Below are 23627 nucleotides of genomic sequence, written 5' to 3'. Positions count from 1 at the left end.
GGACTGGAGCCCCACCGTATGAGATAAAGGAAACACGCAGAGCGAAAGCGATGCGATGTTGACTTATCGTAAGGAGGGGGAGCGAAGTCCACTAGACGCTGGGCGCTGAAGCTAGACAAGAAAAGCGGAAGGTGTCTGCTTATCGGCGACAAGCGCTGGAGGACCAGTAATTAGTGTCTTGACTTTTAGACACGTTTGATGGACCGAAGCGACCTCGAGCCGATGACACCTGTAGCTAGACATCCTCGAAATTTAAACTTTCTTATTCTTGAATCAAAAGAGACTGACTCACAAAGCCTCTACTCGGTCAAGATGTATAGATGCTAAAATACTTAACATCTATAAGACGACCATCGTCTGCTTTATTTGAGTCAGCCTCTATCTAAACATATGTTTAAGCACCAGCTTCTTCGTATTCGACTCCCTCAGCTTCACCTGCTCGCTCATATTCAGCAAGAACAGCAGATTGAATTTTTTCGCGAGTTTGTGAAGAAATTGGATGAGCAATGTCACGAAACTCCCCATCTGGAGTTCTTTTACTTGGCATTGCAACAAACAGTCCATTATTGCCATCAATTACACGAATATCATGTACAACAAATTCATTATCAATCGTAATTGAAGCAATAGCTCTCATACGTCCCTCCGTGTTGACACGGCGTAGTCTCACATCTGTCACTTCCATGAATGTCACCACCTTTTTTCAATGTAAATCACCTAATCATTTCGCCATTTCCTCTTCATTTCCTTTTTTTCTGTAAGAAAATTATAATTTTTTTCGAATTTTACATATTTGTTCACAAAATGTTCAAATTTATTACGGAATTCAATACCAAATCCTATTTCGAGAGATGAGTTACTGTTTTTAAGGTTTAGGTGTCTCACTACCAAATCATTCTCTGCTGTTTATCTACATCCCTTCTTTATTTACAAAAAACTGATAAAACGGATAATAAGTACCAATTTTATTAGTATAAAAAAAGAGAGGAAACCAATGTGATTTCCGTCTCTAAAGGCTTATAAAGCTTTCTTGCGCTAGTTCCACCCTGTTCCTGTTATATTCAGCCAGCTTCCTTCTTGTTTAAATTATTTTACTAGAGCAATTACTTCGATTTCAACTAATACATCTTTAGGAAGACGAGCTACTTCAACACAAGAACGAGCTGGTTTGTGAGAGTTAAAATATTCGCCATACACTTCATTTAAAAGTGGGAAGTCATCCATATTTTTAATAAAGACCGTTGCTTTCACTACAGTTTCTAAAGAAGCACCTGCAGCTTCAAGGACTGCTTTTAAATTTTTAAATACTTGATGAGTTTGCTCTTGTACATCTCCTGTAACAAGATCCCCGCTTGCAGTTAAAGGAATTTGACCAGAACTATAAAACATATTGTTTACAATAATACCTTGTGAGTATGGTCCAATCGCTTGTGGTGCATCACTTGTGTGTACTGTTTTCATTTCATTTCCTCCTTCATACGCTCTTGCAATTTACTTAAATAATTCCCTGGTTGAACTATGATTTCTTTTTCGCGCACATTAACTTCTGATAGCTTTGAAATCGAAATATACTCTTCAACTAGGCGTTCTTCTTCACCATCTGATTCAACGAGAACTCCGATACCAATAACATTAGCCTGGAACTCGCCCAGTAAATCCATCATTCCTCGGACAGTCCCTCCGGCTTTCATAAAGTCGTCGATGATGAGGACATTTGAACCTGGCGAAAGACTTCTTCGAGCCAATGACATCGTCTGGATACGCTTTGTAGAACCTGAAACATAATTAATACTGACCATTGAACCTTCTGTAACACGATGATCTCTACGAACAATGCTTACTGGAACATCTAAGTGACTTCCTACAGCATAAGCCAACGGAATCCCTTTTGTCGCTACAGTCATGACAGCATCAATTTTATCATTTCCATATACTGCAGCGAACAGCCGACCAATATTGTTCATGATCCTTGGTTGACCTAATACATCCATCATATACAAATAACCACCAGGTAGTAGCCGATCTGCTTTTGATAATTGGGTATTTAACTCTGCTATATATTCCTCAGCTTGACCGGTGGTTACCATAGGCATATATTTCACGCCACCACTTGCCCCAGGTATGGTGAGTAAAGAGCCAATACCTTGTTCTTCAAATATCTCTTTAACAATCCCTAAATCTTCACTAATCGAAGACTTTGCCGATTGATACCGTTCGGAAAAGTGAGTTAACGAAATAAGTTTATGTGGGTTTTGTAACAAGTAGTTAGTCATATCGACTAGTCTACCACTTCTTCTTAGCTTTTTCATTGCACCCTCCAACCAAAATCCGAATATTTATAAATAAATATTACACTTTTGTACGGTTTTTATCAAGAGTGGTGTTGACTGATTAGCCGAACGGCGTATACATTGCTACAAAAACCTCGTAGACCATTGTATATTCGATTTAAGCGTGATTCTTTTTGAATGAGACCGAAAACCGTCGGACCACTTCCACTCATTAACACTCCATCTGCCCCAAATCTCTCCATTTGCGCCTTTATATGCTTAACTTCAGGATAAGTATTGAAGGTAACTTCTTCTAAAACGTTATGAAGCTGTGCACATATTTTTGTGAAGTCTTTTTCCTCAATCGCCTTCAACATCGCTTGAGTATTTGGGTGGGTTATTTGATTGACTTTAAGTTTCCCGTATACTTCAGCAGTAGAAACACCTATTGGTGGCTTCGCTAGTACAACCCAACAAGGTGGAGGGGAGGAAATTTTTTTAATAATTTCGCCTCTACCGGTCGCTAAAGCGGTTCCACCATAAACGCAAAAAGCGACATCAGATCCGATCTCAGTACCAACTCTCGCCAACTCATCTAGCGAAAGATTTAACTTCCATAATTCATTAAGCCCTCTTAATGTCGCAGCAGCATCGCTACTACCGCCAGCAAGTCCAGCTGCAACAGGTATATTCTTAGTTATGTATATAGAAACACCTTTATTGATGCTATACCGTTCTTTAAGTATTTTAGCTGCCTGGTAAGCAAGATTCCGTTCATCATTCGGAACATATCCTTCTGATACATCAACGACGATTCGATCTTCCTCTAAATGTATAAGGTCAATCCGATCTGCTAAGTCAACAGTCGTCATAATCATTTCTACCTCATGGTATCCGTCATCTCTTTTTCTAAGAACGTCCAATGTTAAATTAATTTTAGCAGGCGCTTTTACCGATACTTTTAATTCCACCTAATCCACCTTCTACCCTTGACCGAATTCCAAACACTTAGGTTATTTTACCATTTACAAACACGAAATGCCAAATTCATCTAAAAAGAAAAATTACTTTAAAAACCAGCAACAGGTGATGAGTATTTCTAATTCAGTAAAATAAATAAAGCCGAAGCAAATGCTCCGGCTGTCTCCCATCTAGTCCTGTTGTTTTTTAACTACCAATTGCTTTTCTGCAATTTCAATAGCTTTTTTTACCATATTCCCTGCATCTCGAGCGCGAATGCCTCCCCAACCTTCTTTTTGGACAACATCGTAGAAGCCAAGTTCTTTCGCTAACTCTTCCTTAAAGCGTTCAGACATGATTCCTCGTCTTCTGCTCATGGTAAAACAACTCCTTTATGTCTAAGTAGATGGTAAGACATTTTTATTATGACTCTATTTAGACATAAATATAGCTCTCTGATATCCACCAGAAAGCTAATTTATATATTATAATATTCAAACCATTACACTTGTACAGATTGGCTTTTTTCTTCTTCAAAAACCGTAAGTTCTACTGTCTCCGTTAAGATATCTGCATAACTATACGATACTCGTTCGAATGCATTTTGCTGTTCATCGAGTTTAATAATAAATACAGATGGATATGTTTCCTCTAAAAAGCCTGTCCGTTCAATGGTTTTTCGTCTTCCACCATTTGCCTTAATCGCAATCCGTTTTCCAACATTTTCATCCAGTTCACGTTTAATATCCAGCAACGTTTTCGCCATTTAAACACCCCACCTCACTATACAATAGTATACACGTTACAACATTTTTTGTCAAATAAATTTAAAATTATATCAATTAGACAAGAATTTTGTCAATGATATATATTTGACACGTCACTTTTTTTGTTCCTATAAGCTGTAAACAATCGTATTATTCCTCTTTTTTCTAAATATATGTATGTATTTCTTAAAATTTAAGCAAAAACAAAGTGTCTCGCGCCTCAGATGCGATCATTTGTAGATGAAAAACTTCTACAGAAATCATAAATCATATAGACGAGGAGCGTAGACACTTTTCGACATACCCTCAATGGTCTTCATCATATTCAGATATAGGCATGCCCCTTCTCATAAAACCCTTCGTTTCAATCCCTCCTAGTCCTCGTTCTCCAGTTATCGTATTTTTTAATACTTCCCATACATTTACGCGGTCCATAAACGGAGTTAGGCTTATTTTAGCAACAATATACACGGGGTCTAATGCATGGATATTAATTCGTTCAGGGGAACTGGCATAGTTGGCTCCAGCTTTAATTAACGTTTCAAAGTGAGATTGACATGCACCAGCAAAAATGACGAGATCATCAAGATTAGGAGTTCTTTTACGTGCGGCTCTAACGGTCTCAGCAAAATATTTTGAATGCCGATATCCTTTAATATCTTTTTGATTTCCCCTCGATTTTAAATATGCATCATGACCCGTTACAACTAAAATATCGGGTTGTACCATTTCTAAGAGAGAATCAATTTGATGAGGCATTTCTTTTTCTACGACATGCACCCCATAGACAGGCACACCGAGTTTTTCATAAAGCTCCATACATTTTCTTAAATACATCGAGTCTCCATCAATATGGAGAACTCGCCCTCGAATTTCAAAATAAGAAGGTTCGGTACTGTATCCAGATGTCGCCTCATAGTCGCCTCGTTTTTTAATGACTCGGCTATCTTGTCGAAACAGGTAATAGCAACTATCCTCTTTTTCTTTTTCTACTTTTTTTCGTTGTTTATGTTCGCTTTCAGATATAATAACTAAATCATCTAATGGTGCATCAGCCACGAGTCGTATATCTTCTCCATACAACTCTGCAACGTTTTCATTTATCGAAGAAATCCGAAATAAAATATCGCATTGATATGACTTCCGGCCTACAATCTGTCCGACTTTCAACTTCATAAAAAACTCCTCCTCACCAATTAGCCTATGTGAGAAGGAGTGAAAGAGTGCTTCAGAGTTTGATAAGCGGCGAATTCTTCATCAGTTACATTCTTGCGGTGCTCACGTATAATTTACATACGATCCGTTCTGATTACATTAGCCTTTAAACGATCTAGTTATTTCATTACTGAGTCGTGCAAACTCTTCGATGGATAACGTTTCACCTCGGCGTTTTGGATCGACATCTGCAGTCTGTAACGCTAACTCTATCGTTTCTTTTCGGTCTTTTCCGAAATGATGAGTCAAATTATTAAATATCGTTTTTCTACGTTGAGCAAAGCTAGCTCTGATGACTTGAAAAAAGAACATCTCATCATCAACTTCAACAGGTGGTACATCTCGAATCGTTAATCTTAAAACAGCTGAATCTACATTTGGTTGCGGGACAAATACCGTTTTAGGTACCGTAAACACCGTTTCAGCATGTGCATAATATTGGGCAGCAATAGACAACGAGCCATACTCCTTTGATCCAGGACGCGCTGCAATTCGCTCAGCTACTTCTTTTTGGATCATCACGACAATTCGCTTAATCGGTAACTTCTCTTCTAACAGCTTCATTAGAATTGGTGTCGTTACGTAATACGGAAGATTAGCAACGACCATAATCTCTTGCTCATCTTTAAACTCCTCGTTAATGACCTGCTTCACGTCTGCTTTTAACACATCAGAATGAATCACTTTCACGTTGTCGTAAGGTGACAGCGTATCAGCTAGAACTGGAAGTAAGCGTTGGTCAATTTCAAAGGCAACGACTTTATCCGCACGTTTCGCTAATTGCTCTGTTAATGCCCCAATTCCTGGACCAATTTCAATTGCTCCAATCGAATCATCGATTCCCGCTGCATCAACGATCCGACTGAGAATGTTTAAGTCGATCAAAAAATTTTGTCCTAAACTTTTCTTAAATGAAAATTTATATTTTTCTAAAATGGCCCTTGTCCGAATTGGTGTGGCAATATCTTTAATCATTTACTTTCCTCCTCAAGCACTTGTTGTAACGCTTGTGAAAATTCTTCTTTTGTAATTTGAAAAACATGAAGTCGTTTATGTAACTGTTTACCATTCGCATAGCCAATTTTTAAAATAGCGCCGATCCGCTCTCTTCGCTCTCTCGACTGACTGCCTCCAATTAACCCGCCATCTACTAAGTCTTGCCACGAAATTTCTTCCTGTGGGTTGGCAAATTCTTGTTTCACATTTGCTAAAGCTAATCGGATCGCTTCGGGTGTTGCATTTTCAACTCCTAAGTCATTTCCACTTTTCGATATTGCATCACTCTTTGGTAAAAATGCATGTTTACATCCTGGAACACGTTGGCTAACAATGTGCCTGATCCGTTCTCCAGGATAATCAGGGTCTGTTAAAATAATAACACCTCTACGAGCTTGAGCTAGTTGAATTCGATGGATAACTGCTTCTCCAATCGCAGAACCATTCGTTTCAATTGTATCTGCATGAACAGCCCGTTGAATAGCAACGGTGTCATCTCTCCCTTCAACAACGATCACTTCTTTAATTTTCATAAAAAATCCTCCGGAAAAATGAAACTTTTTATAGTATAGAACGTCTAATAAGAAAAGCGCAAGCGCCCGCTTAGCGGCGTATGGACTGGAGTCTCTTCGCACGAGATAAAGGATACACGGCGAGGTAACGAGCCGATGTTGACTTATCGTAGAAGCAGAGCGAAGTCCACTAGACGCTGGGCGCTGGAGCTAGACATCAATATATAAAAGACAAATAAAGATTATTTTAAGGATAGTATTCTACTTGAAAAATTAATCTATTTACTAACTACGTGTTTTTGACCTCAATGGAGCTAGGTTATAGCTAAACACGATATAGAAAGCCCACACTCAGGTAAAATCCGTAAAATCGAGAATAGCGAACATTAGCCAATAAGAAAAGCACAGAGAACACTCTGTGCTAAGCCATTAATCTAAAATCGTAATTTTAACCGTTCTATTGCCCCAACGATAAGCATCTGACTTTGTTGGTACATGAACGTCTATCTTTCTTCCACGAATAGCACCGCCTGTATCACCTGCGATAGCCGTACCATAGCCTTCAACATAAACTTTAGATCCTAACGGAATGACATTCGGATCAACAGCAATCACTTTCATGTTCCGGTTATTTTTTAAATTTATACCCGTCGCTGTAATCCCGCTACAACCGGTACAATTCGCTGTATAAGCTGTTGCTGTAACCGTCATTGTTCTACCACTAGAGGTTGAAGTTTGGCTAGTAGAAGGACTGCTCCCGCGTGACACTGTTGGTGTAGGTACCCGTGTACCTACTGCAACGATACGATCCTTACTTTCTTTCGTCGTTTCTGTCTTAATTAGTTCTCTTGACACTTCCTTGCCGTCTTCCAGTACTACTTCATAATGTTTTTCGACAAGTCCCTTTTGTCCTGACTCAACGACTTTTTCTTTTCCTTTTTGCAACGAACTATCCTTTTTGGTTACCGTTGCATACGCTACTGATTCTTCCACCACATCGGTGACTTTTTCTACTCTGACTACCTTTATATCTTCTTCACCATTCAGTTTTTCATCTAAAGCTGGTTCAACACGATCCAGCTCACCTAGGGTAATTGATTCTCTTTCTAAAAAGTCAGCGACAGTAGTCGAAGTTGTCCATACCTCATGTTCTTCTCCGTCACTTTTGACTCTTACCATAAAAGCAGATTCATACGTAACATTCATTTCAGGTTGGATTTCTGTAGTTAAGCTAGGACTAATTTTATCATGTTCTTTCACTGTAAGTTGTAATTCGGATACTAAATCTTCAACATTTTCAGCAGTCGTCCATACCTGCTGTTCATCACCATTTATAACCATATTTATTTCTTTTGCAACCTTCCAACTTATGGACATATTTCCTGTAATTTTTTCATCCATCGCTGGCTCTAACTCATCATACTCGCCTACTTCATACCCAAGTTCTTCCATTACTTCAGCTACTGTATTTGCATGAGTTCGTATTGCGATTTCTTCATCATCTGCCGTTATCGTTACACTCGCTTTCGTTGTTTCATAGATTGCAAAGCTCATTGTCCCGATAACTAGGACAAAACTTAGTATAGAAATCATCAGCTTTTTTCCAAAACTTAGGTTTGAAAAAAGCGAGCTTATCCTACTGGGTTCCATGTTTAATCTTCCCCCTTCTCAAGGTACGAATTATAAACACTTCACCTCCCTTTGTCAACTAGTCTATTGTTAGCTTGTTTCCTTCATAACATCTATTATCCACAAAAACACCAATAATGGAAACAAAAACTTATCGACAAGTTCAATGTATGCATGTCGACTTCGGTGTAGAACTAATACGAACAAAAGGGTATTTAGACAAGCTCTCTAATGATTCGACATTGTCTTTTATCACATTATGTTAAATAATTTATTAGCGTTTTCCGTCGTTTGTTTTGCTAATTCTTCAACCGTCATGCCTTTTAACTCTGCAATCTGCTCTGCTACAAGCTTAACGTAAGCAGGTTCATTACGTTTTCCACGATAAGGATGTGGGGCTAAGTATGGACAGTCGGTTTCAATTAACAAACGATCCAACGGCACTTCTGTAGCTACTTCCTTTGGCTTTTTTGCATTTTTAAATGTAACCGGTCCACCAAATGAAATATGAAAATTCATAGCTAGACATGCCTTTGCAATTTCTAAACTTCCACTAAAGCAATGCATAATTCCACCGACTTGATCTGCCTCTTCTTCTTTTAATATATCGACAATATCTTGACTTGCTTCACGATTATGAATAATAATCGGTAGATTTACTTTTTTAGCTAAGCGAATTTGCTTTCGGAAAACTTCTTTTTGTACTTCTTTAGGGGATTTATCCCAGTGGTAATCTAAACCCATTTCACCTAGAGCTACAACTTTCGGATGCTGGGCTAGTTGTTCGAGCCATTCTAAGTGTTTTTCAGTCATATCAATCGCATCAACAGGGTGCCAGCCTAACGCTGCATAGATATTCTCATTTTTTTCAGCAATCTCTAAAGCGCCGTGAATCGTTTTCTCATCAAAGCCAACAACAACCATGTGAGTCACGCCTTCTTCTTGGGCTCGCTTAATTACTTCGTCTCTATCTTCTAGAAATTGATCCGCGTTTAGGTGGACATGCGTATCAAATAACACTTTATCACCCTCTTATTTTATATTTATATATTTTTTGTTCTTTAACGACAAAAGATACCTTCCTCATGCGATGGAATTACTGTTGGTTTTAACCCCCAAAAAATAAAATGTTAATTTTGATATGAGCCTTACCACGATGTGTCGGTCTATTTTCTGGTATATCAGTTTTAACTCAAGGTTATATCAGTCTAACTCCAGATATTTCAGTCTAATTTCAAATATATCGGTCTAACTCCAGTTATATCGGTCTAATTTCAAATATATCGGTCTAACTCCAGTTATATCGGTCTAATTTCAAATATATCGGTCTAACTCCAGTTGAGTGACTATTCGGCCGCAGGAGATAAAGAAAACTCGGGCGTTCGTTAGTGAGTCGATGTTGACTTATTCTACGGAGGTGAAGGAAGTCTCGATATCGGTGGGCGCTGAAGCTAGACATCCTTATTCTATAAAGGGAAAAGAGTAAGCTACGGTACGCTTACCCCTGTCCTTTATTTTTATCAATTACTTTACTTTCGATCCATTTGGCATGGACTGATCAACTGCAGCAAGAGTAAGCTGGTCTCCTTCAGAAGCAGCTAAAATCATTCCCTTAGACAGTTCACCGCGAAGCTTAATCGGCTTTAAGTTCGTTACACAAATTACTTTTCGACCGACAAGCTCTTCTGGAGAATAGTATTTCGCTATACCAGAAACGACTTGTCTTTGCTCATACCCGAGGTCTAGCTGAATCTTTAATAATTTATCTGCCTTTTTCACTGGTTCTGCTTTAATCACTTCAGCCACTCGTAAATCCACTTTCATAAAATCATCAATATTTATTTCTTCTAATGGTTCTTCGACTTCTACCGGTTTTGCTTTTGGCTGAGGCTCGTCTTTTTTTAATGCACCACCCATTTTTTCAACGATATATTTTACTTCTTCTTCCACATCAAGACGAGGAAAAATCGGTTCACCTTTAGCTACTGTTGTTCCTTTTGGTATCTGACCAAAAGATTGAAGAGAATCCCACGTCGTTACCTCTTCATGTAAACCCAGTTGCTGCCAGATCTTTTTCGGCGTTTCCGTCATAAATGGTTGGATGAGAATAGAAACGTAGCGTAAGGATTCCGCTAGATGATACATGACAGCTTCTAGCTTTTCGTTTTCGTCTTCATTCTTTGCTAACACCCAAGGCTGTGTCTCATCAATGTACTTGTTCGTACGACTGACAAGCTGCCAAATTGCTGATAACGCTACTGAAAACTCCATATCCTCCATCGCATTTTCGACTTTTTCCACCGTCACATCGATAAGTTCGACAAGGCTTGCATCAAAAGGTGTTCCGTCTTTTACGTAGGCTGGAAGCTTGCCATCAAAGTACTTATTAATCATTGCAACTGTCCGATTAAGTAAATTACCTAGGTCATTGGCTAAATCGTAATTCACCCGTTCTACGAAGCTTTCAGGTGTAAATACCCCATCTGCACCAAATGGTACTTCTCTCAATAAGTAGTATCTGAGCGCATCTAGTCCGAAGCGGTCAATCAGTGGTACTGGATCAACGACATTACCTTTGGATTTCGACATTTTGCCGTCCTTCATTAGTAACCAGCCATGTCCAAACACTTTTTTCGGAAGGGGTAAATCAAGCGCCATTAACATAATTGGCCAGTAAATCGTATGAAAGCGAACGATTTCTTTCCCAACAAGGTGGACATCAGCAGGCCAGTATTTCTCATATTTTTCTTCATTCTCATGTCCATAGCCTAGAGCTGTAATATAATTGGAAAGGGCATCGATCCAAACATACACAACATGTTTTGGATTACTCGGAATTTTTACTCCCCACTCAAATGATGTACGAGATACTGCTAAATCCTCTAAGCCTGGCTTAATAAAATTGTTAATCATTTCGTTTTTTCGTGATTCCGGTTGAATAAATTGCGGGTTTTCTTCATAAAACTTCAGCAAACGATCGGCATACTTACTCATTCTAAAAAAGTAGGATTGTTCGCGAACCTTTTCTACAGGATGTCCACTATCAGGGCTTTTCCCACCAACTACTTTTCCATCTTCTATAATCGGGTCAACGAGTTGATGTTCGGTATAAAAGGTTTCATCAGGTATTGAGTACCAGCCTTCGTACTCATCTAAATAAATATCACCTTGAGCAAGTAGTTGTTCGAATATTTTAGCAACAACCTCTTTATGACGGACCTCCGTCGTACGAATAAAATCATCATAAGAAATGTCTAATTTTTTCCACAGATCTTGAATACCACTGACAATTTCATCGACAAATTGCTGTGGAGATACCCCTTTTTCTGCAGCTTTTCGTTCAATTTTTTGACCATGCTCATCTGTACCTGTTAAATACATGACATCATAGCCACGTAGACGCTTATAACGGGCCATTGCATCACCCGCTACTGTCGTGTAAGCATGACCAATATGCAGCTTGTCACTTGGATAATAGATTGGTGTTGTAATATAAAATGTTTTTTGTTCACTCATTACTACTTCCTCCACTCTTGGTTAATTGTACATTGATCTGTTCATTTGCTTTGTTAAAGAGAAAAGACTTGTGTTTACCCTTTTTTAAAATTAAAATAAGTTGAAGGCTCTTCTTTTAATCGTTCTAGGAAAGGAGCTGAACATAAAAAAGCCCTCATCCGGTAAGGGACGAGAGCGAACTCACGTGGTACCACCCTATTTCCCCATTCTTTCACAAGAATAGGCTCAATAAGTCGATTGACTTCTCTAGTAACGCTAGAGTGCGTTGCTCCCTTATTAGTTCCTACCGATCCTACTAACTCGAAAGCAATTCCTCACTGGACCATCTTCTAATAAGTGACTATACTGGTTCTCAGCCATCCCAGCTCTCTGTCATTAGCATCTGCTAAAATAGTCTGCCTATTATACTCATCCGTTCATCGGAAGTGATATAATTTTATCCGAAAAAATTTGTATTCTACGTCTATAAGTACTTCCACATCTCACCAAAAAATATACCTAACTTTAAGGATCAATGTCAAGGGCGATCATAAATCGTCGCAAATGGATTCTTCACTTTTTTGAGTTTCTTTTTTTCTGCTAACTGTTCTAACTCCATTTTTAATTGAGTGACATCCCATTTTTTCCTAAGTCGCTCATTGATTTCATCCATATGACGCATCAATGCGGTTTCTGATAATGGAAGGAGGTGATCTAGCACTTTTAACAAATTATCATCACTTTGGTCGTTCATCACTTTTAATTCATCAAAAGGATTTAACACGTGGGGACTTGTCGTATCCGAAAGACGAATACGAATCGCGATCGTTCTTCCAAAAATAGCAGAAGAAACAAATACATCCCCAGAACGTAAATATGGAAGTCGTTTCCCTTCTTCTTGAGTTAAATCCGTTTCTTCCTTAATCGTTTGAATATCTGTTCCACGAACTGTACGGAAAACAAATTTCGAGTTCAATTGTGCAGTAATCGTTTCATCGAGTAATGTCGGACGTTGAGTTGCAAAAATAAGAAACACCCCATATTTCCGACCTTCTTGAGCAATTTCTTTAAGAACACCTTTTGCTGGAGCATCAAATCCCTTAGGTGCGAAATTATGAGCTTCATCAGTTACAACGATAAAAGGCGGAAAAAATGTACCTTGTTCATTTTGAAGCTTAGCATCTTTATATGTTCTTCGTTTCATATAAAGTGCACCAATGACATAGCTTGAAAACACTTGTAATAGCCACACTGAACCTTGAATGACTACTAGTTTCCCGTTACTTAGTCCTTGTTCAATCGCTCGTATATTATGTTGAAATAACCCTGCTTGGTAGAGACGGTTTAAACGCCACTGAATTCCTCTAACTGATGATAACGGTAAACTGCCAAATTGATTTAATAATTTCTGATACGTATCATACTGTTCTATTTGCTCACGAGACAGCCCATTTCCATCATAAATAAATGCCTCCACTTTTTGCTTTCCTAACTCTAAAGCGTCCACAAGATTTGCAATTCGGTCACTAAATGATTGATAACTATCCTTTCGTTTATGTACACTTTGAATGACGTTCACCATTGATTCAGTTAACGCACCAGCCGCCCCAAGTAAACGTTCTATATCCCTTATCGTTAAAGAACTGAAATCGACGCCAACATCTTTACCAATTTGTACAGAAACAAACTTACTACTAAAATCTACTCCGTTCACACCATTTGCCAACTGAGTAAAATTCATTTCGAAATGGGGATCAAAAACGACCGTAGGAATCGATTGCTTCATGATTTCTTCCAACATTACCCGTAACCCAAATGATTTTCCAGACCCTGAACCGCCAAAAACGCCAATATGTGGATATTGCTGCATCGCTTTTATATCAAAAATAAACGGTACCCCATTTTGGTCACGTTCAATGTCCTGTTCCTGAATTTTCATTAACTGTTTTAACTCCGAAGGTAAGGTATTCTCCATATGGTCAGTACTACGGATCTCACCTAATACTAATCCTTCTGCTGGTTGAACTTTTACTAAAAATTGTTTGACCTCTGAGAACTCAGGCGCTCGAACGGATGCACCCGTTTGAATCGGTTGAATCGCTTCTTCAAATAACCTAACTTTTGAAAGATTAATTTCATCTGCACCAATATCATACCCAAGCTGCTCTAACGTTTTAATGACTTGTGCATCAACGATCCCTTTATCAAAACCCATCGGAATAAAACGATTGTATGAAAAGGTTTCAACAACTTCACCTTTTGGATTCCCTAGCCACTCATCCTCAACAAGTAAAATTTCGTTTATCCTAAATTTATGTTCTTTTGAAGCTACATAAATTTCATGCTGTGTTGTTATACCGACTACTTGCATATCACTCTCTCCCTTCTTAATCATATTCTGTAAACTAATATAATCGATCGAAGCGTTTTGGTGACAATAAACGTTGTTTCAGCTCTGGATGAATATATTGTTCGACTAACGCTTCCACTAACTTATCGGATATGCGTACATCTCGATCGATCATATCAAGAAACAACGGTATCCCTCTTCCTTCCCTAGGTGTGGTTGAGTAAAGAAAATCACAAATTTGGTCCATTTCTTCACTTTGTTCAATTAGTATATCTACACCGATTACGGCTGGATCGGTAGATGGCCTAAGCCATGCCGTATACACATTAGGCTTATGTTGGACATTTTCCATAAAAAGCATTTCACCTTGTTTTAATACTCCAAATAGTAAGTCTCGATCATAGACTAGTTGCTGCCCCTGTGCTTCATGAAATTCTAGATCTAACTCTTGATATAAGAAGCTTGTACCTACTTCTTCTGTAACTCCAATCAGAAGTGTATTCTTCATCAACGCTAATTGTTTAACTTCTTGCCAAAGCCTCGGAGCATCGATTGCATAATGGGTAAGAGAGCCATCCATCAGAATAACTTTAATATTGTTTTCTTCCATCATTGCTTTGGCGACCATCAACTCGAGCTCTGCCATTCGTTTGGAACGAATTCGCTTTTGATTTTCTATCTCTTCATCACCTAAGTCTTCTAATAGCGGTGTATAAATATCAAACTCCCACTTTTCACTACCTTTTAACGTTCGGGCTAAAGCTTGAAAAAAATAAATGACATGAGGATATTCACCCTTCGTTTGATTGACAGAGCCATCGACAGCTGCAATTTGCAATTCACCGATCCAATTCGACAATATGCTAGCGTCACTTACAGACATTTGTCGAAAATGTCCATTTATGTCGAATAACTTTTGTCGAATTGTCGAATTTATGCTATGTTTATTTCCATATTTCAATTGTAGTTTACTATCAATTTTTGTCATTTTTTGAATCATTTGACTTGATACTTCTAACATATCCGATCACCTCACATCTTTAAAACCCTTGCTTATACAACTTTTTTCCGATAATTTAGTAAAAACTTCCTATGAAAAGCAAAATTTTATGACAAAATACAATTGACTTGTTTTGGAAACGCTGGTATTCTTAGTGTATAAAGAATTTTGTCGAAAAATGACATCGATATTAAAAATATAACCAATTTTTGGGAGGAGAAAAGAACATGAAATCTACAGGTATTGTTCGTAAAGTTGATGAATTAGGACGCGTAGTTATTCCAATCGAACTTCGCCGTACCCTTGATATCGCTGAAAAAGATGCACTTGAAATTTATGTTGACAATGATCGTATTATCTTAAAGAAATACAAACCTAACATGACTTGCCAAATTACTGGTGAAGTTTCTGACGATAACCTTTCTATCGCTGATGGAAAAATTATCTTGAGTCCACAAGGTGCTAAAGCAATTATCGATGAGCTTTCAAGCTACTTAGAAAAAGTTGAAAAATAATTAAACATAAATATGAGGATGACTTTACAAAAAAGGTGTTAAATCCCTGAACGGTTTTGGGTTAAGACACTTGTGAGTCATCCTCTTCTTTATTTTATTTGTGAAACTCTGCATAAACCTCACGTTTCGGTACGTGCCTTTCCTTGGCAACTTCCTTTATCGCTTCTTTGCTAGTCATCTGTTTCTCAATATAATATTCGACGTGTTCATTGATTGTAAGATTAGACCACCATACGTCTTCATTTTCATTTATAACTTCACTTGCTCCATCTACAATAATACAAAACTCTCCTCTTACTTGTGAAGCATGACACCATTCTAATACTTCCGATAGTGTACCCCGGATAAATTCTTCATACCTCTTAGTTATTTCACGACAAATCGCGATTTTCCTATCTCCAAATAGTTCAAATAAATGATTTAACATATCTTCTAAACGATGAGGAGATTCATAAAATATGATTGGTACTTGAATATTTTTTAGACGCTCTAGTTCTTTTTTTCGCTCTTTTTTGTGTCGATTTAAAAATCCATAATAATAAAAGTGTTGTGTATCCAGTCCTGATGCAATGAGAGCGGTAATTGCCGCATTAGCTCCTGGTAAAGGTATAACAGAAATGCCTGCATTAATGCATTCAACAACTAATTCAAAGCCTGGGTCTGATATAGCTGGGGTCCCTGCATCACTGACTAAAGCAACTTCGCGCCCTTCTTTTAATACTTGAAGTAATTTTTCACCACTTCCTCGTTTATTATGGTCATGATAACTAATGAGCTTTGTTTCAATTTCAAAATGAAGGCATAATTTTTTCGTTTGTCTCGTATCTTCAGCCGCTATTATGTCGACCTCTTTTAAAATTCGTATCGCTCGAAAGGTCATATCCTCTAGGTTACCTATCGGAGTCGGAACAAGATATAAGTTTCCTAGCTTCTCTTTATCCTCAAAGCTTTTCTGCTGCCACATCGTTTAACTTCCCTTCTTGTATAAATCGCTCTTTCTCACTTTTTGAAAGTTGTTTAATTGCGTATTCAGATCTCATCGCTGCTTGTTTGGTCGCGTATTCACAACAATATTCCAATACAAATGGTCCTTTTCCACGTGTATATTTTGCCCCTTTTCCTTCTTCATGCATTTTGATTCTTCGCGTGACATCTGTTGTATATCCAGTATAAAGCGAATCATCTTGACAACGGATCATATACACATAATGATTACCCATAATAAATTGCTTGAAACTCCTTTGTATATGTTTTTTCATCCTCATAAATGACAACAGAAGGCAAACACTTTACCCCAGGCTTCCCATCCTTGATTCCTTCGATAAGAACGATGTTTGCTTCTTTATCAGCTTTCGGTTGTACGAACTGAATTCGTTTCGGTTCGATGCGGAATTTCCTCATATTTTCAAATATATCCGTCAACCGTTCAGGTCTGTGAACGAGAGCTACTTTTCCTTTTTGCCGAACTAACTTGGCACACGTGCGAATAACATCTTCAAGTGTGCAATAAATTTCATGACGAGCAATTTGAAAGTGAGGGTTAACATTCCGGTCGGATAATTCTTTTTTCTCAAAGTAAGGAGGATTGCAAGTGACAACATCATATTGTTGACCCAATATTTCTTTCGGGAGTTCATTGATATCTGCATGAATATATTTAATTTTATCGACGAGTTCATTGATTTTGCAACTACGGACCGCCATATCATATAAACGCTCTTGAAGCTCAACTCCGGTAATTTCCGCTTTACTTCTTGTACTGATCATTAAAGGTATCACACCATTACCCGTACATAAATCAATAATTTTCCCTTTTTGAATGGGAACATAAACAAATTTAGCCAGTAATACGGCATCGATTGAAAACGAAAATACATCATCAGCCTGAATGATTTGTAATGAACGATTTGGTAAATAATCTATTCTTTCATTATTATGTATTGTAATCATGATTTCCTCCGTATGATATCCCGTTAATCCTATTGTACACTAACCTTTACATACCTATAAAAAGTGTCAAAAAAAAAGGCTGTTTCGTAAACTTTGTTGCTTTTGGACCGTTTTTTGAAAATAAAATAGCCTTTTCAAGACAAATTCATTTGTCTGAACGGCTTTTTTATTTTCAAAACCTTCACGCTATGCGTGAAGAGCCAAGCATCCGCTTGGCTTACGGTCCAAAAGCTAAAAGCAACAATCTTTGAGAAAAGAGTCAAAAAAAAGAGGCTGACTCTAAGATAAAGTATCAGACGCCTCACCTACAAATAATAGGGCTAAAAATACAAAAGCTCTATTGTGTAAACAAGGAGAACAGACACTTATGAGTCATCCTCAATACGTGTTATCGATTATTTTTGATTAAAAAATGATAAACAAAAGAGACAATCACTTTTACGTATACTACCGTAATCGGTACTACAAATATGAAACCCTTCTTGATATAGTCTTGCTAAATTGTCATATCCTTCACCTACAGGTTTCTTTTTCGTAGGATCTCTTTGTTCAATTGCTTCTTCTTCTACTGTTTCATCGAGGCGTTTTCTCAAGTTTTCGTTTTCTAACTTTAAATAATGGTTTTCCTCAATAAGAAAAGCAAGCTGTTCCTTTAGGCCACGAAGCTCATCGTGCAAACCACCGATTCGCTCTTCTATCGAACTAACCTGTGAGAAAATCTCCTTTTTATCCAAGTTTCCCACCTCATTACTCTTTGACTTGGGTCGAAACCGTTTCTTCAAAAAGCTCTTCAAGTGTAAATTCTACAATTCGTTGTTGTTCGTATAACTCAACTTGAATTATGCGTTCTAAAATGTTAAGCCCTACTACTCTCCCGCGTCCATTAGGCGTTTGAATTTCCTTCCCAATATCGGGTAAAGATTGTTTAGCAGACTCATAATGATCATTTTCATATTTTAAACAGCACATAAGACGACCACATAATCCTGAAATTTTGGCAGGATTTAAAGACAGATTTTGATCTTTAGCCATTTTTATCGAAACAGGTTCAAAATCACCTAGAAATGAAGAACAGCAAAGGACTCGTCCACACGGACCAATTCCACCAAGCATTTTCGCTTCATCTCGCACACCAATTTGGCGTAACTCAATGCGTGTACGAAAAATAGCGGCTAAGTCTTTGACTAGCTCGCGGAAGTCAATTCTTCCATCAGCTGTAAAATAAAAAAGCACTTTGTTCCGATCAAACGTATACTCTACATCAACGAGCTTCATATCTAGTTGATGCTCTATTATTTTTTCTTGACAAACATTGAAAGCTTTCTTCGCTGCTTCTTTATTCTCATGAACAATTAGCTTGTCTTTTTCATCAGCAATACGAAGAACTTGCTTTAACGGAAGGACTACATCGTTATCTCCAACTTCCTTTTTTTCAATGACTACCCTACCATATTCAACCCCTCTGGATGTTTCAACGATGACCCACTCACCTTTAGGCAAGTCGAATTCACCAGGGGAAAAGTAATAAATTTTACCCGCTTTCTTAAAGCGAACACCTACGACATGATGCACTATCAACTATCCCTCCTGTAATCTGAGCATAAGCCTCTCCATCAGTAGTTGTGGATTTACATTTGAACTCAGATGTCTCTTTGCATCAAAAATAGCCGACATTTGTCTTGTAATTTTCTCTTGTGAGCTATAAAGCGCTTGGTGGTCAAGGCGTTCTAGCTGGTCAACATAGATCAGACCGTCTTTTTCTCCAAGCTGTGTGTATAATAAATCTCTATACCATAAGAGCAATAAATCAATTCCTAACCCAAGCTCTTCTTTTCCTTTAAAATGTGTAAGCCATTTATCTTGTAAAGTAAAGAACATTTGCTGTGGGCGAGAATAGATCTCTTCCGTTAATTGTAACACTACATGACGTGCTTGTACAATCCAGTCTTCCTGACAAAGCTTTCGTGCATCTTCTAGATTGGAAGTGATTTCCTTTAAAATTTTAGCAACAGGGTGCGAGAGGCCATCCTGCACTAGCAACTGTTCCATTTCTTTACTAGAAAGAGACGTAAACGAAAGGATTTGACTGCGTGATAATATCGTATTTAACATTTGGTGTAAGTGTTCGGTAAGAAGAACAGCAATCGTAGGTGCTTCAGGTTCTTCAAGGAACTTTAGTAAACTATTCGCAGCACTAGGTGTCATTTTATCAGCGTGCTTAATAATATAAAACTTCTGCTTCGATTCCATCCCACGGTATGAAAATTCGGTTCGTAATGACTCCACTTGCTGTTTTTTTATCGACTGTCCGTCTGGTGATATGACATGAAGGTCAGGATGATTCCCTGATGCAATTCGTTTGCAATCAGGACAATCATTACAAGGTTCAGGTGTTGTTCTTTCCTTACAAAAGTAGCTTTTCCCGAGATGTAATGCGACTTCCATTTTACCAGTACCTCTACTTCCCTCAAAGACATAGGCATGAGTAAGACGATTTTTATTGATACTATTTGTTAAAATTTGGACAACTTTATGTTGAATTTGATTAAGCTGCTCCCATGTCATTAAACTCCAACACCTTCATTTTAAAATTGCTCAAACTGTTCGACAGGTAAAACAAACACCGTCGCCCCACCGATTTGTACTTCAACTGGATAAGGTACATAGGAATCTGCATTTCCACCCATTGGTGATATGGGTGCAACTAACTGTTCACGACTCTTACAATTGTCTTTAATGATTTCCAATACTTCATCCACATTTTCATCATCTATTCCGATTAAAAAAGTTGTATTTCCTGCCTTTAAAAAACCACCAGTACTTGCAAGCTTTGTTGCTCTATATTCCGTTTTTACTAATGCTTCAGATAAACGATTACTGTCCTTATCTTGTACAACAGCTATAATCAGTTTCATCCTCTTTCAACCTCCTTAGGTTTGATAAGACGTTTCCAATCGTTGCTCGATCATTTGAATTGTACTAGAATAGACATTATCAAATAATTGGTTCGCATCGACAACTTGAATCCGATCTTTATACATCTTTGTTAGTTGTTCATATCCCTCTAACACTTTCTGATGAAATATTTCATTCTCTTTATCCAAACGATTAACTTCTCTACTTTTATCTTTTTTAATCCTCGCTAATCCAACTTTAGGATCCACTCGAAAATAGATTGTTAAATCAGGCCAAAATTTATCAATCGCGAACTGATTAATCGTAAGAACATTTTCCATTCCAATGCCTCTAGCAAAGCCCTGGTAAGCTAAACTACTATCAATAAAACGGTCGCAAAGAACAACTTTTCCTGCTTGTAGTGCTGGAATAATTTTCTCGACTAAATGCTGACGTCTCGCTGCGGCATAAAGCAATACTTCTGTTCTCCCGTCCATTCCTATATGCTCTTGATTTAATATAATTGAGCGGATTTCTTCTGATATTTTAATCCCGCCTGGTTCTCTCGTCATCACGACTCGATAGCCTTGATCGACTAAGGTTTCATATACTTTTTTTAATACCGTCGTTTTTCCAGCACCTTCCCCACCCTCTGCTGTAATAAATAAACCCTTTCTCATTTTTCGTCCTCTTTTCTATCATCTATAGTAAAAACTTTAAGCCCTGTTTGCTTGATATTCGTGTGGCCTTGAAATTTTGCTCCTGCCTCCAATAATTTCAATAGCGTTTCAATTGTTTCATTTGTTATGATTTCCCCTGGGATAAGTAAGGGTACTCCTGGAGGATAGGGTATAATCTGTTCGGCAATAAAATAGCCTACTGCTTGCTCTATTGGTATATATTCTATTTTACATTGATCCACCGTTTCCTTTTTAAAGGGAAAAGAAGATATTTTTTGAATGCCTATCTTTTTTTCACCAATCTTTCTATCAATTGGCTTATAAGGCTTCAACACTGATCTAATTAACGAAACAATTTGCTCAGATTGATGAAATGGTGCGAGTGGTAACACAAGGAGTAAATATTCCTCATTTGCTAACTCTACAAAAAGGCCTTTGTCTTCAAGTAAACCTTGAATGTCGATTCCAGTTAGTTCACATTTTGTTCGTATAGTAACCTTTAATGGATCTACCGTAGAGTTTACAGTTTCATCTAATTCAACGACAGTAATCTGCGGAATTTCTTTTAATTGGGCACGAAATTTCCTACTACTTTCTAGTATGCTAAGTACTTCATCTTCCTTAAGGTTTGCCATATAATGCCTCGCTAAATCTAATGAAGCCATAATTGGATACGATGGGCTACTTGACTGTAATGTTTGCAAATAGAACTCTATTGTTTTCTTTGAAACAAACGAACTATTAAAGTGTAAATAAGAACCCATTGTCATTGCTGGCAATGTTTTATGTGCAGATTGAACGACAAGATCTGCACCTTGCGAAATAGCAGATCGAGGAAACCCGTCCCCCACGCCAAAGTGCGCACCGTGTGCTTCATCTACGAGAACTGGCATACCTAGTGTATGTGCATATTCTATAATTTCTCGTAAATCAATAGTGACGCCGTAATAACTCGGATTCGTTAAAAAGATTGCTTTAGCATTTGGATAAGAATTCAGTGCTTCTTTTACGGTTGCTAACCCTATACCTATAGATAAACCTGTTTTCTCATCATAGTCAGGTGCTAGATAAATAGCTTCTGCTTGTGCTAATTGTATGCCATTGATCACCGATTTGTGACTATCCCTTTGCACAAGAATGATGTCATTTTTTGAACAAACTGAACATAGCATTGCTAAGTTTCCAACGGTTGAACCACCCACTAGAAAATAAGATGTGTTTGCTCCATAAACATTCGCTAACAACTGCTGTGCTTCTTTTATTACAAATTGAGCATCATGTAAATCATCTAGCCCCGCGATTTCGGTGGCATCCAACCTTAAGACTGATTCATATGTCTCTTTGGCGAATTGAGGAAAAACGCGCCCCCATTTATGTCCAGGAACATGAAATGAATGAGGATTTTCTCTAGCATGTTCAATGACTTTTGAATAAAGTGGTGTCATACGTTGGTTTAACATAAACCCATTCCTTCAGTAACATTTGATTTGATTTCTATTATAAAGCATTTCATACAATCATGCTTCTGAAACTACATAAAAAGCTGCATAGATTAATTTAAATATTAAAAGACTGACTCATACGTGTCTTTCCCCTCAACTAATACGGTAATTTAGCCTAAATATGACTAGCAGCTAAAATCGTACTTGGAGTGTTTGACACATTACTTGAGTCAGCCTCTTTTAATTATTCGTAGGTAGTTTTATCTTTCTTAATTTCTTTAAATAGTAATGATAGTACAAATCATTGGGATCCGTAATCACAATTTGCCTTTCACAATCTTCACATATAAAATGTTCAAACAAATGAATTCCTTCACTCTTTTTTTGCTCACATATCACACACTGCTTTTTACTTTTGTTCAAAACGTTTACGTTTTCGATTACAACCACCCCCATTATAAATTAATGGACAAGTTGATTGAAAAATATACACTTTTAAAAATATTCTTTTATTTTAATGGAGTTATGCCCAGACCTATTCTTAACTATATGTTACATATCTCCTGTTCGTGTCTGTCTTAATCCGGAAAGTGACAAATTTTTATTGACAAATGGAAAAATTGCTGTATGTCTTGATTTGGCAAGCAACAGTTTATTTACCTTTTTATGTATAAAAAAGCACAACCCTCATGGATTGTGCTTTTTGCCTAGCGACGTCCTACTCTCACAGGGGGAAGCCCCCAACTACCATCGGCGCTGAAGAGCTTAACTTCCGTGTTCGGCATGGGAACGGGTGTGGCCTCTTCGCTATCGCCACTAGACTCTAAAATTGTGATAAACTGCGAATTTCTTCGTTGACTGCGTCCACTGTGTTGCTCATGTACCCTTCAAACGTACACTCCGCTACTCGTGAACTTGCCGCCTCAAATTTCTTGCTTAAATTATTGAGAG

25 protein-coding genes and 1 rRNA gene are annotated in these 23627 nt (G+C 37.8%); 1 reads left to right on the top strand and 25 read right to left on the bottom strand.

The window, feature by feature from the left end:
* Positions 1-394: 394 nt before the first annotated feature.
* From spoVG to J0N78_RS24560, 14 genes are all read right to left on the bottom strand, one after another.
* Positions 395-685, bottom strand: coding sequence for a septation regulator SpoVG (spoVG, locus tag J0N78_RS24625; protein WP_209125722.1), 291 nt, complete (start codon positions 683-685; stop codon positions 395-397).
* A gap of 401 nt (positions 686-1086) precedes the next feature.
* Positions 1087-1461: a 2-iminobutanoate/2-iminopropanoate deaminase gene (gene ridA / locus J0N78_RS24620; RefSeq protein ID WP_209125721.1), complete on the bottom strand. Its 375-nt coding sequence runs from the start codon at positions 1459-1461 to the stop codon at positions 1087-1089.
* Entirely contained in the window at positions 1458-2309 is an 852-nt protein-coding gene (purR, locus tag J0N78_RS24615) for a pur operon repressor (protein WP_209125720.1), read from the bottom strand. The genes ridA and purR overlap by 4 nt, the downstream gene beginning before the upstream one ends.
* 62 nt (positions 2310-2371) lie before the next feature.
* Positions 2372-3241, bottom strand: coding sequence for a 4-(cytidine 5'-diphospho)-2-C-methyl-D-erythritol kinase (ispE, locus tag J0N78_RS24610; RefSeq protein ID WP_209125719.1), 870 nt, complete (start codon positions 3239-3241; stop codon positions 2372-2374).
* A 180-nt stretch (positions 3242-3421) separates the two neighbouring features.
* Positions 3422-3607, bottom strand: coding sequence for a small, acid-soluble spore protein, alpha/beta type (locus J0N78_RS24605; protein ID WP_209125718.1), 186 nt, complete (start codon positions 3605-3607; stop codon positions 3422-3424).
* Positions 3608-3732: 125 nt separating this feature from the next.
* Positions 3733-3996 carry a biofilm formation stimulator Veg gene (veg, locus tag J0N78_RS24600; protein ID WP_209125717.1) on the bottom strand — a complete coding sequence of 88 codons (264 nt, stop codon included), beginning with the start codon at positions 3994-3996 and terminating at the stop codon, positions 3733-3735.
* Between the two features lie 307 nt (positions 3997-4303).
* Positions 4304-5173: a sporulation peptidase YabG gene (gene yabG / locus J0N78_RS24595; protein WP_209125716.1), complete on the bottom strand. Its 870-nt coding sequence runs from the start codon at positions 5171-5173 to the stop codon at positions 4304-4306.
* A gap of 138 nt (positions 5174-5311) precedes the next feature.
* A complete protein-coding gene (gene rsmA, locus J0N78_RS24590; protein WP_247747533.1) occupies positions 5312-6187 on the bottom strand; it encodes a 16S rRNA (adenine(1518)-N(6)/adenine(1519)-N(6))-dimethyltransferase RsmA in 876 nt (291 codons plus the stop codon).
* Complete coding sequence (rnmV, locus tag J0N78_RS24585) at positions 6184-6741, bottom strand: ribonuclease M5 (RefSeq protein WP_209125715.1); 558 nt, start codon at positions 6739-6741, stop codon at positions 6184-6186. The genes rsmA and rnmV overlap by 4 nt, the downstream gene beginning before the upstream one ends.
* A 408-nt stretch (positions 6742-7149) precedes the next feature.
* Positions 7150-8313: a G5 and 3D domain-containing protein gene (locus J0N78_RS24580; RefSeq protein WP_247747532.1), complete on the bottom strand. Its 1164-nt coding sequence runs from the start codon at positions 8311-8313 to the stop codon at positions 7150-7152.
* Between the two features lie 288 nt (positions 8314-8601).
* Complete coding sequence (locus tag J0N78_RS24575; RefSeq protein ID WP_209125713.1) at positions 8602-9369, bottom strand: TatD family hydrolase; 768 nt, start codon at positions 9367-9369, stop codon at positions 8602-8604.
* Positions 9370-9873: 504 nt separating this feature from the next.
* Positions 9874-11865 (bottom strand): methionine--tRNA ligase, encoded by a 1992-nt coding sequence (metG, locus tag J0N78_RS24570; protein WP_209125712.1) that lies wholly within the window; start codon positions 11863-11865, stop codon positions 9874-9876.
* A gap of 517 nt (positions 11866-12382) precedes the next feature.
* On the bottom strand, positions 12383-14215 hold the full coding sequence (locus J0N78_RS24565) for an ATP-binding protein (protein WP_209125711.1): 1833 nt from the start codon (positions 14213-14215) through the stop codon (positions 12383-12385).
* Positions 14216-14249: 34 nt separating this feature from the next.
* The gene (locus J0N78_RS24560) at positions 14250-15215 is read right to left on the bottom strand and encodes a DNA double-strand break repair nuclease NurA (protein WP_209125710.1); all 966 of its coding nucleotides are present in this window, start codon (positions 15213-15215) and stop codon (positions 14250-14252) included.
* Positions 15216-15421: 206 nt separating this feature from the next.
* On the opposite strand from J0N78_RS24560, the gene J0N78_RS24555 reads away from it, so the two are divergent.
* Positions 15422-15709, top strand: a complete 288-nt coding sequence (locus J0N78_RS24555) for a transition state genes transcriptional regulator AbrB (protein WP_075388489.1) — start codon at positions 15422-15424, stop codon at positions 15707-15709.
* 94 nt (positions 15710-15803) lie between these two features.
* Here J0N78_RS24555 and rsmI read toward each other — a convergent pair whose 3' ends face one another.
* From rsmI to rrf, 11 genes are all read right to left on the bottom strand, one after another.
* Positions 15804-16673 carry a 16S rRNA (cytidine(1402)-2'-O)-methyltransferase gene (gene rsmI, locus J0N78_RS24550; RefSeq protein WP_209125709.1) on the bottom strand — a complete coding sequence of 290 codons (870 nt, stop codon included), beginning with the start codon at positions 16671-16673 and terminating at the stop codon, positions 15804-15806.
* On the bottom strand, positions 16651-16929 hold the full coding sequence (locus J0N78_RS24545; RefSeq protein WP_209125708.1) for a GIY-YIG nuclease family protein: 279 nt from the start codon (positions 16927-16929) through the stop codon (positions 16651-16653). The genes rsmI and J0N78_RS24545 overlap by 23 nt, the downstream gene beginning before the upstream one ends.
* Complete coding sequence (locus tag J0N78_RS24540) at positions 16922-17659, bottom strand: tRNA1(Val) (adenine(37)-N6)-methyltransferase (protein WP_209125707.1); 738 nt, start codon at positions 17657-17659, stop codon at positions 16922-16924. The genes J0N78_RS24545 and J0N78_RS24540 overlap by 8 nt, the downstream gene beginning before the upstream one ends.
* 395 nt (positions 17660-18054) lie before the next feature.
* On the bottom strand, positions 18055-18393 hold the full coding sequence (yabA, locus tag J0N78_RS24535; protein WP_209125706.1) for a DNA replication initiation control protein YabA: 339 nt from the start codon (positions 18391-18393) through the stop codon (positions 18055-18057).
* Between the two features lie 13 nt (positions 18394-18406).
* The gene (locus tag J0N78_RS24530) at positions 18407-19231 is read right to left on the bottom strand and encodes a PSP1 domain-containing protein (protein ID WP_209125723.1); all 825 of its coding nucleotides are present in this window, start codon (positions 19229-19231) and stop codon (positions 18407-18409) included.
* A gap of 6 nt (positions 19232-19237) precedes the next feature.
* Complete coding sequence (gene holB, locus J0N78_RS24525) at positions 19238-20224, bottom strand: DNA polymerase III subunit delta' (protein WP_209125705.1); 987 nt, start codon at positions 20222-20224, stop codon at positions 19238-19240.
* Between the two features lie 20 nt (positions 20225-20244).
* Entirely contained in the window at positions 20245-20574 is a 330-nt protein-coding gene (locus J0N78_RS24520; RefSeq protein WP_209125704.1) for a cyclic-di-AMP receptor, read from the bottom strand.
* 15 nt (positions 20575-20589) lie between these two features.
* Positions 20590-21234 (bottom strand): dTMP kinase, encoded by a 645-nt coding sequence (gene tmk, locus J0N78_RS24515; RefSeq protein ID WP_209125703.1) that lies wholly within the window; start codon positions 21232-21234, stop codon positions 20590-20592.
* On the bottom strand, positions 21231-22694 hold the full coding sequence (locus J0N78_RS24510) for an aminotransferase class I/II-fold pyridoxal phosphate-dependent enzyme (protein ID WP_209125702.1): 1464 nt from the start codon (positions 22692-22694) through the stop codon (positions 21231-21233). The genes tmk and J0N78_RS24510 overlap by 4 nt, the downstream gene beginning before the upstream one ends.
* A gap of 222 nt (positions 22695-22916) precedes the next feature.
* Positions 22917-23132 carry a sigma factor G inhibitor Gin gene (locus J0N78_RS24505; RefSeq protein ID WP_209125701.1) on the bottom strand — a complete coding sequence of 72 codons (216 nt, stop codon included), beginning with the start codon at positions 23130-23132 and terminating at the stop codon, positions 22917-22919.
* Between the two features lie 249 nt (positions 23133-23381).
* Positions 23382-23497: ribosomal RNA gene (rrf, locus tag J0N78_RS24500) — 5S ribosomal RNA — on the bottom strand.
* Between the last annotated feature and the right edge of the window lie 130 nt (positions 23498-23627).

Origin of the sequence: Alkalihalobacillus sp. BA299 (genome assembly GCF_017745675.1) — a bacterium.
In the GTDB taxonomy this organism is placed as follows: domain Bacteria; phylum Bacillota; class Bacilli; order Bacillales; family Bacillaceae_F; genus Alkalihalobacterium.
This window is presented reverse-complemented; position numbering and strand designations above follow the sequence as displayed.

Coding starts and splice junctions, on each gene's coding strand:
- spoVG (WP_209125722.1), bottom strand. CDS start 685: ATGGAAGTGACAGATGTGAGACTACGCCGTGTCAACACGGAGGGACGT.
- ridA (WP_209125721.1), bottom strand. CDS start 1,461: ATGAAAACAGTACACACAAGTGATGCACCACAAGCGATTGGACCATAC.
- purR (WP_209125720.1), bottom strand. CDS start 2,309: ATGAAAAAGCTAAGAAGAAGTGGTAGACTAGTCGATATGACTAACTAC.
- J0N78_RS24605 (WP_209125718.1), bottom strand. CDS start 3,607: ATGAGCAGAAGACGAGGAATCATGTCTGAACGCTTTAAGGAAGAGTTA.
- veg (WP_209125717.1), bottom strand. CDS start 3,996: ATGGCGAAAACGTTGCTGGATATTAAACGTGAACTGGATGAAAATGTT.
- yabG (WP_209125716.1), bottom strand. CDS start 5,173: ATGAAGTTGAAAGTCGGACAGATTGTAGGCCGGAAGTCATATCAATGC.
- rsmA (WP_247747533.1), bottom strand. CDS start 6,187: ATGATTAAAGATATTGCCACACCAATTCGGACAAGGGCCATTTTAGAA.
- rnmV (WP_209125715.1), bottom strand. CDS start 6,741: ATGAAAATTAAAGAAGTGATCGTTGTTGAAGGGAGAGATGACACCGTT.
- J0N78_RS24580 (WP_247747532.1), bottom strand. CDS start 8,313: ATGATTTCTATACTAAGTTTTGTCCTAGTTATCGGGACAATGAGCTTT.
- metG (WP_209125712.1), bottom strand. CDS start 11,865: ATGAGTGAACAAAAAACATTTTATATTACAACACCAATCTATTATCCA.
- J0N78_RS24565 (WP_209125711.1), bottom strand. CDS start 14,215: ATGCAAGTAGTCGGTATAACAACACAGCATGAAATTTATGTAGCTTCA.
- J0N78_RS24560 (WP_209125710.1), bottom strand. CDS start 15,215: ATGTTAGAAGTATCAAGTCAAATGATTCAAAAAATGACAAAAATTGAT.
- J0N78_RS24555 (WP_075388489.1), top strand. CDS start 15,422: ATGAAATCTACAGGTATTGTTCGTAAAGTTGATGAATTAGGACGCGTA.
- rsmI (WP_209125709.1), bottom strand. CDS start 16,673: ATGTGGCAGCAGAAAAGCTTTGAGGATAAAGAGAAGCTAGGAAACTTA.
- J0N78_RS24545 (WP_209125708.1), bottom strand. CDS start 16,929: ATGGGTAATCATTATGTGTATATGATCCGTTGTCAAGATGATTCGCTT.
- J0N78_RS24540 (WP_209125707.1), bottom strand. CDS start 17,659: ATGATTACAATACATAATAATGAAAGAATAGATTATTTACCAAATCGT.
- holB (WP_209125705.1), bottom strand. CDS start 20,224: ATGACATGGGAGCAGCTTAATCAAATTCAACATAAAGTTGTCCAAATT.
- J0N78_RS24520 (WP_209125704.1), bottom strand. CDS start 20,574: ATGAAACTGATTATAGCTGTTGTACAAGATAAGGACAGTAATCGTTTA.
- tmk (WP_209125703.1), bottom strand. CDS start 21,234: ATGAGAAAGGGTTTATTTATTACAGCAGAGGGTGGGGAAGGTGCTGGA.
- J0N78_RS24510 (WP_209125702.1), bottom strand. CDS start 22,694: ATGTTAAACCAACGTATGACACCACTTTATTCAAAAGTCATTGAACAT.
- J0N78_RS24505 (WP_209125701.1), bottom strand. CDS start 23,132: ATGGGGGTGGTTGTAATCGAAAACGTAAACGTTTTGAACAAAAGTAAA.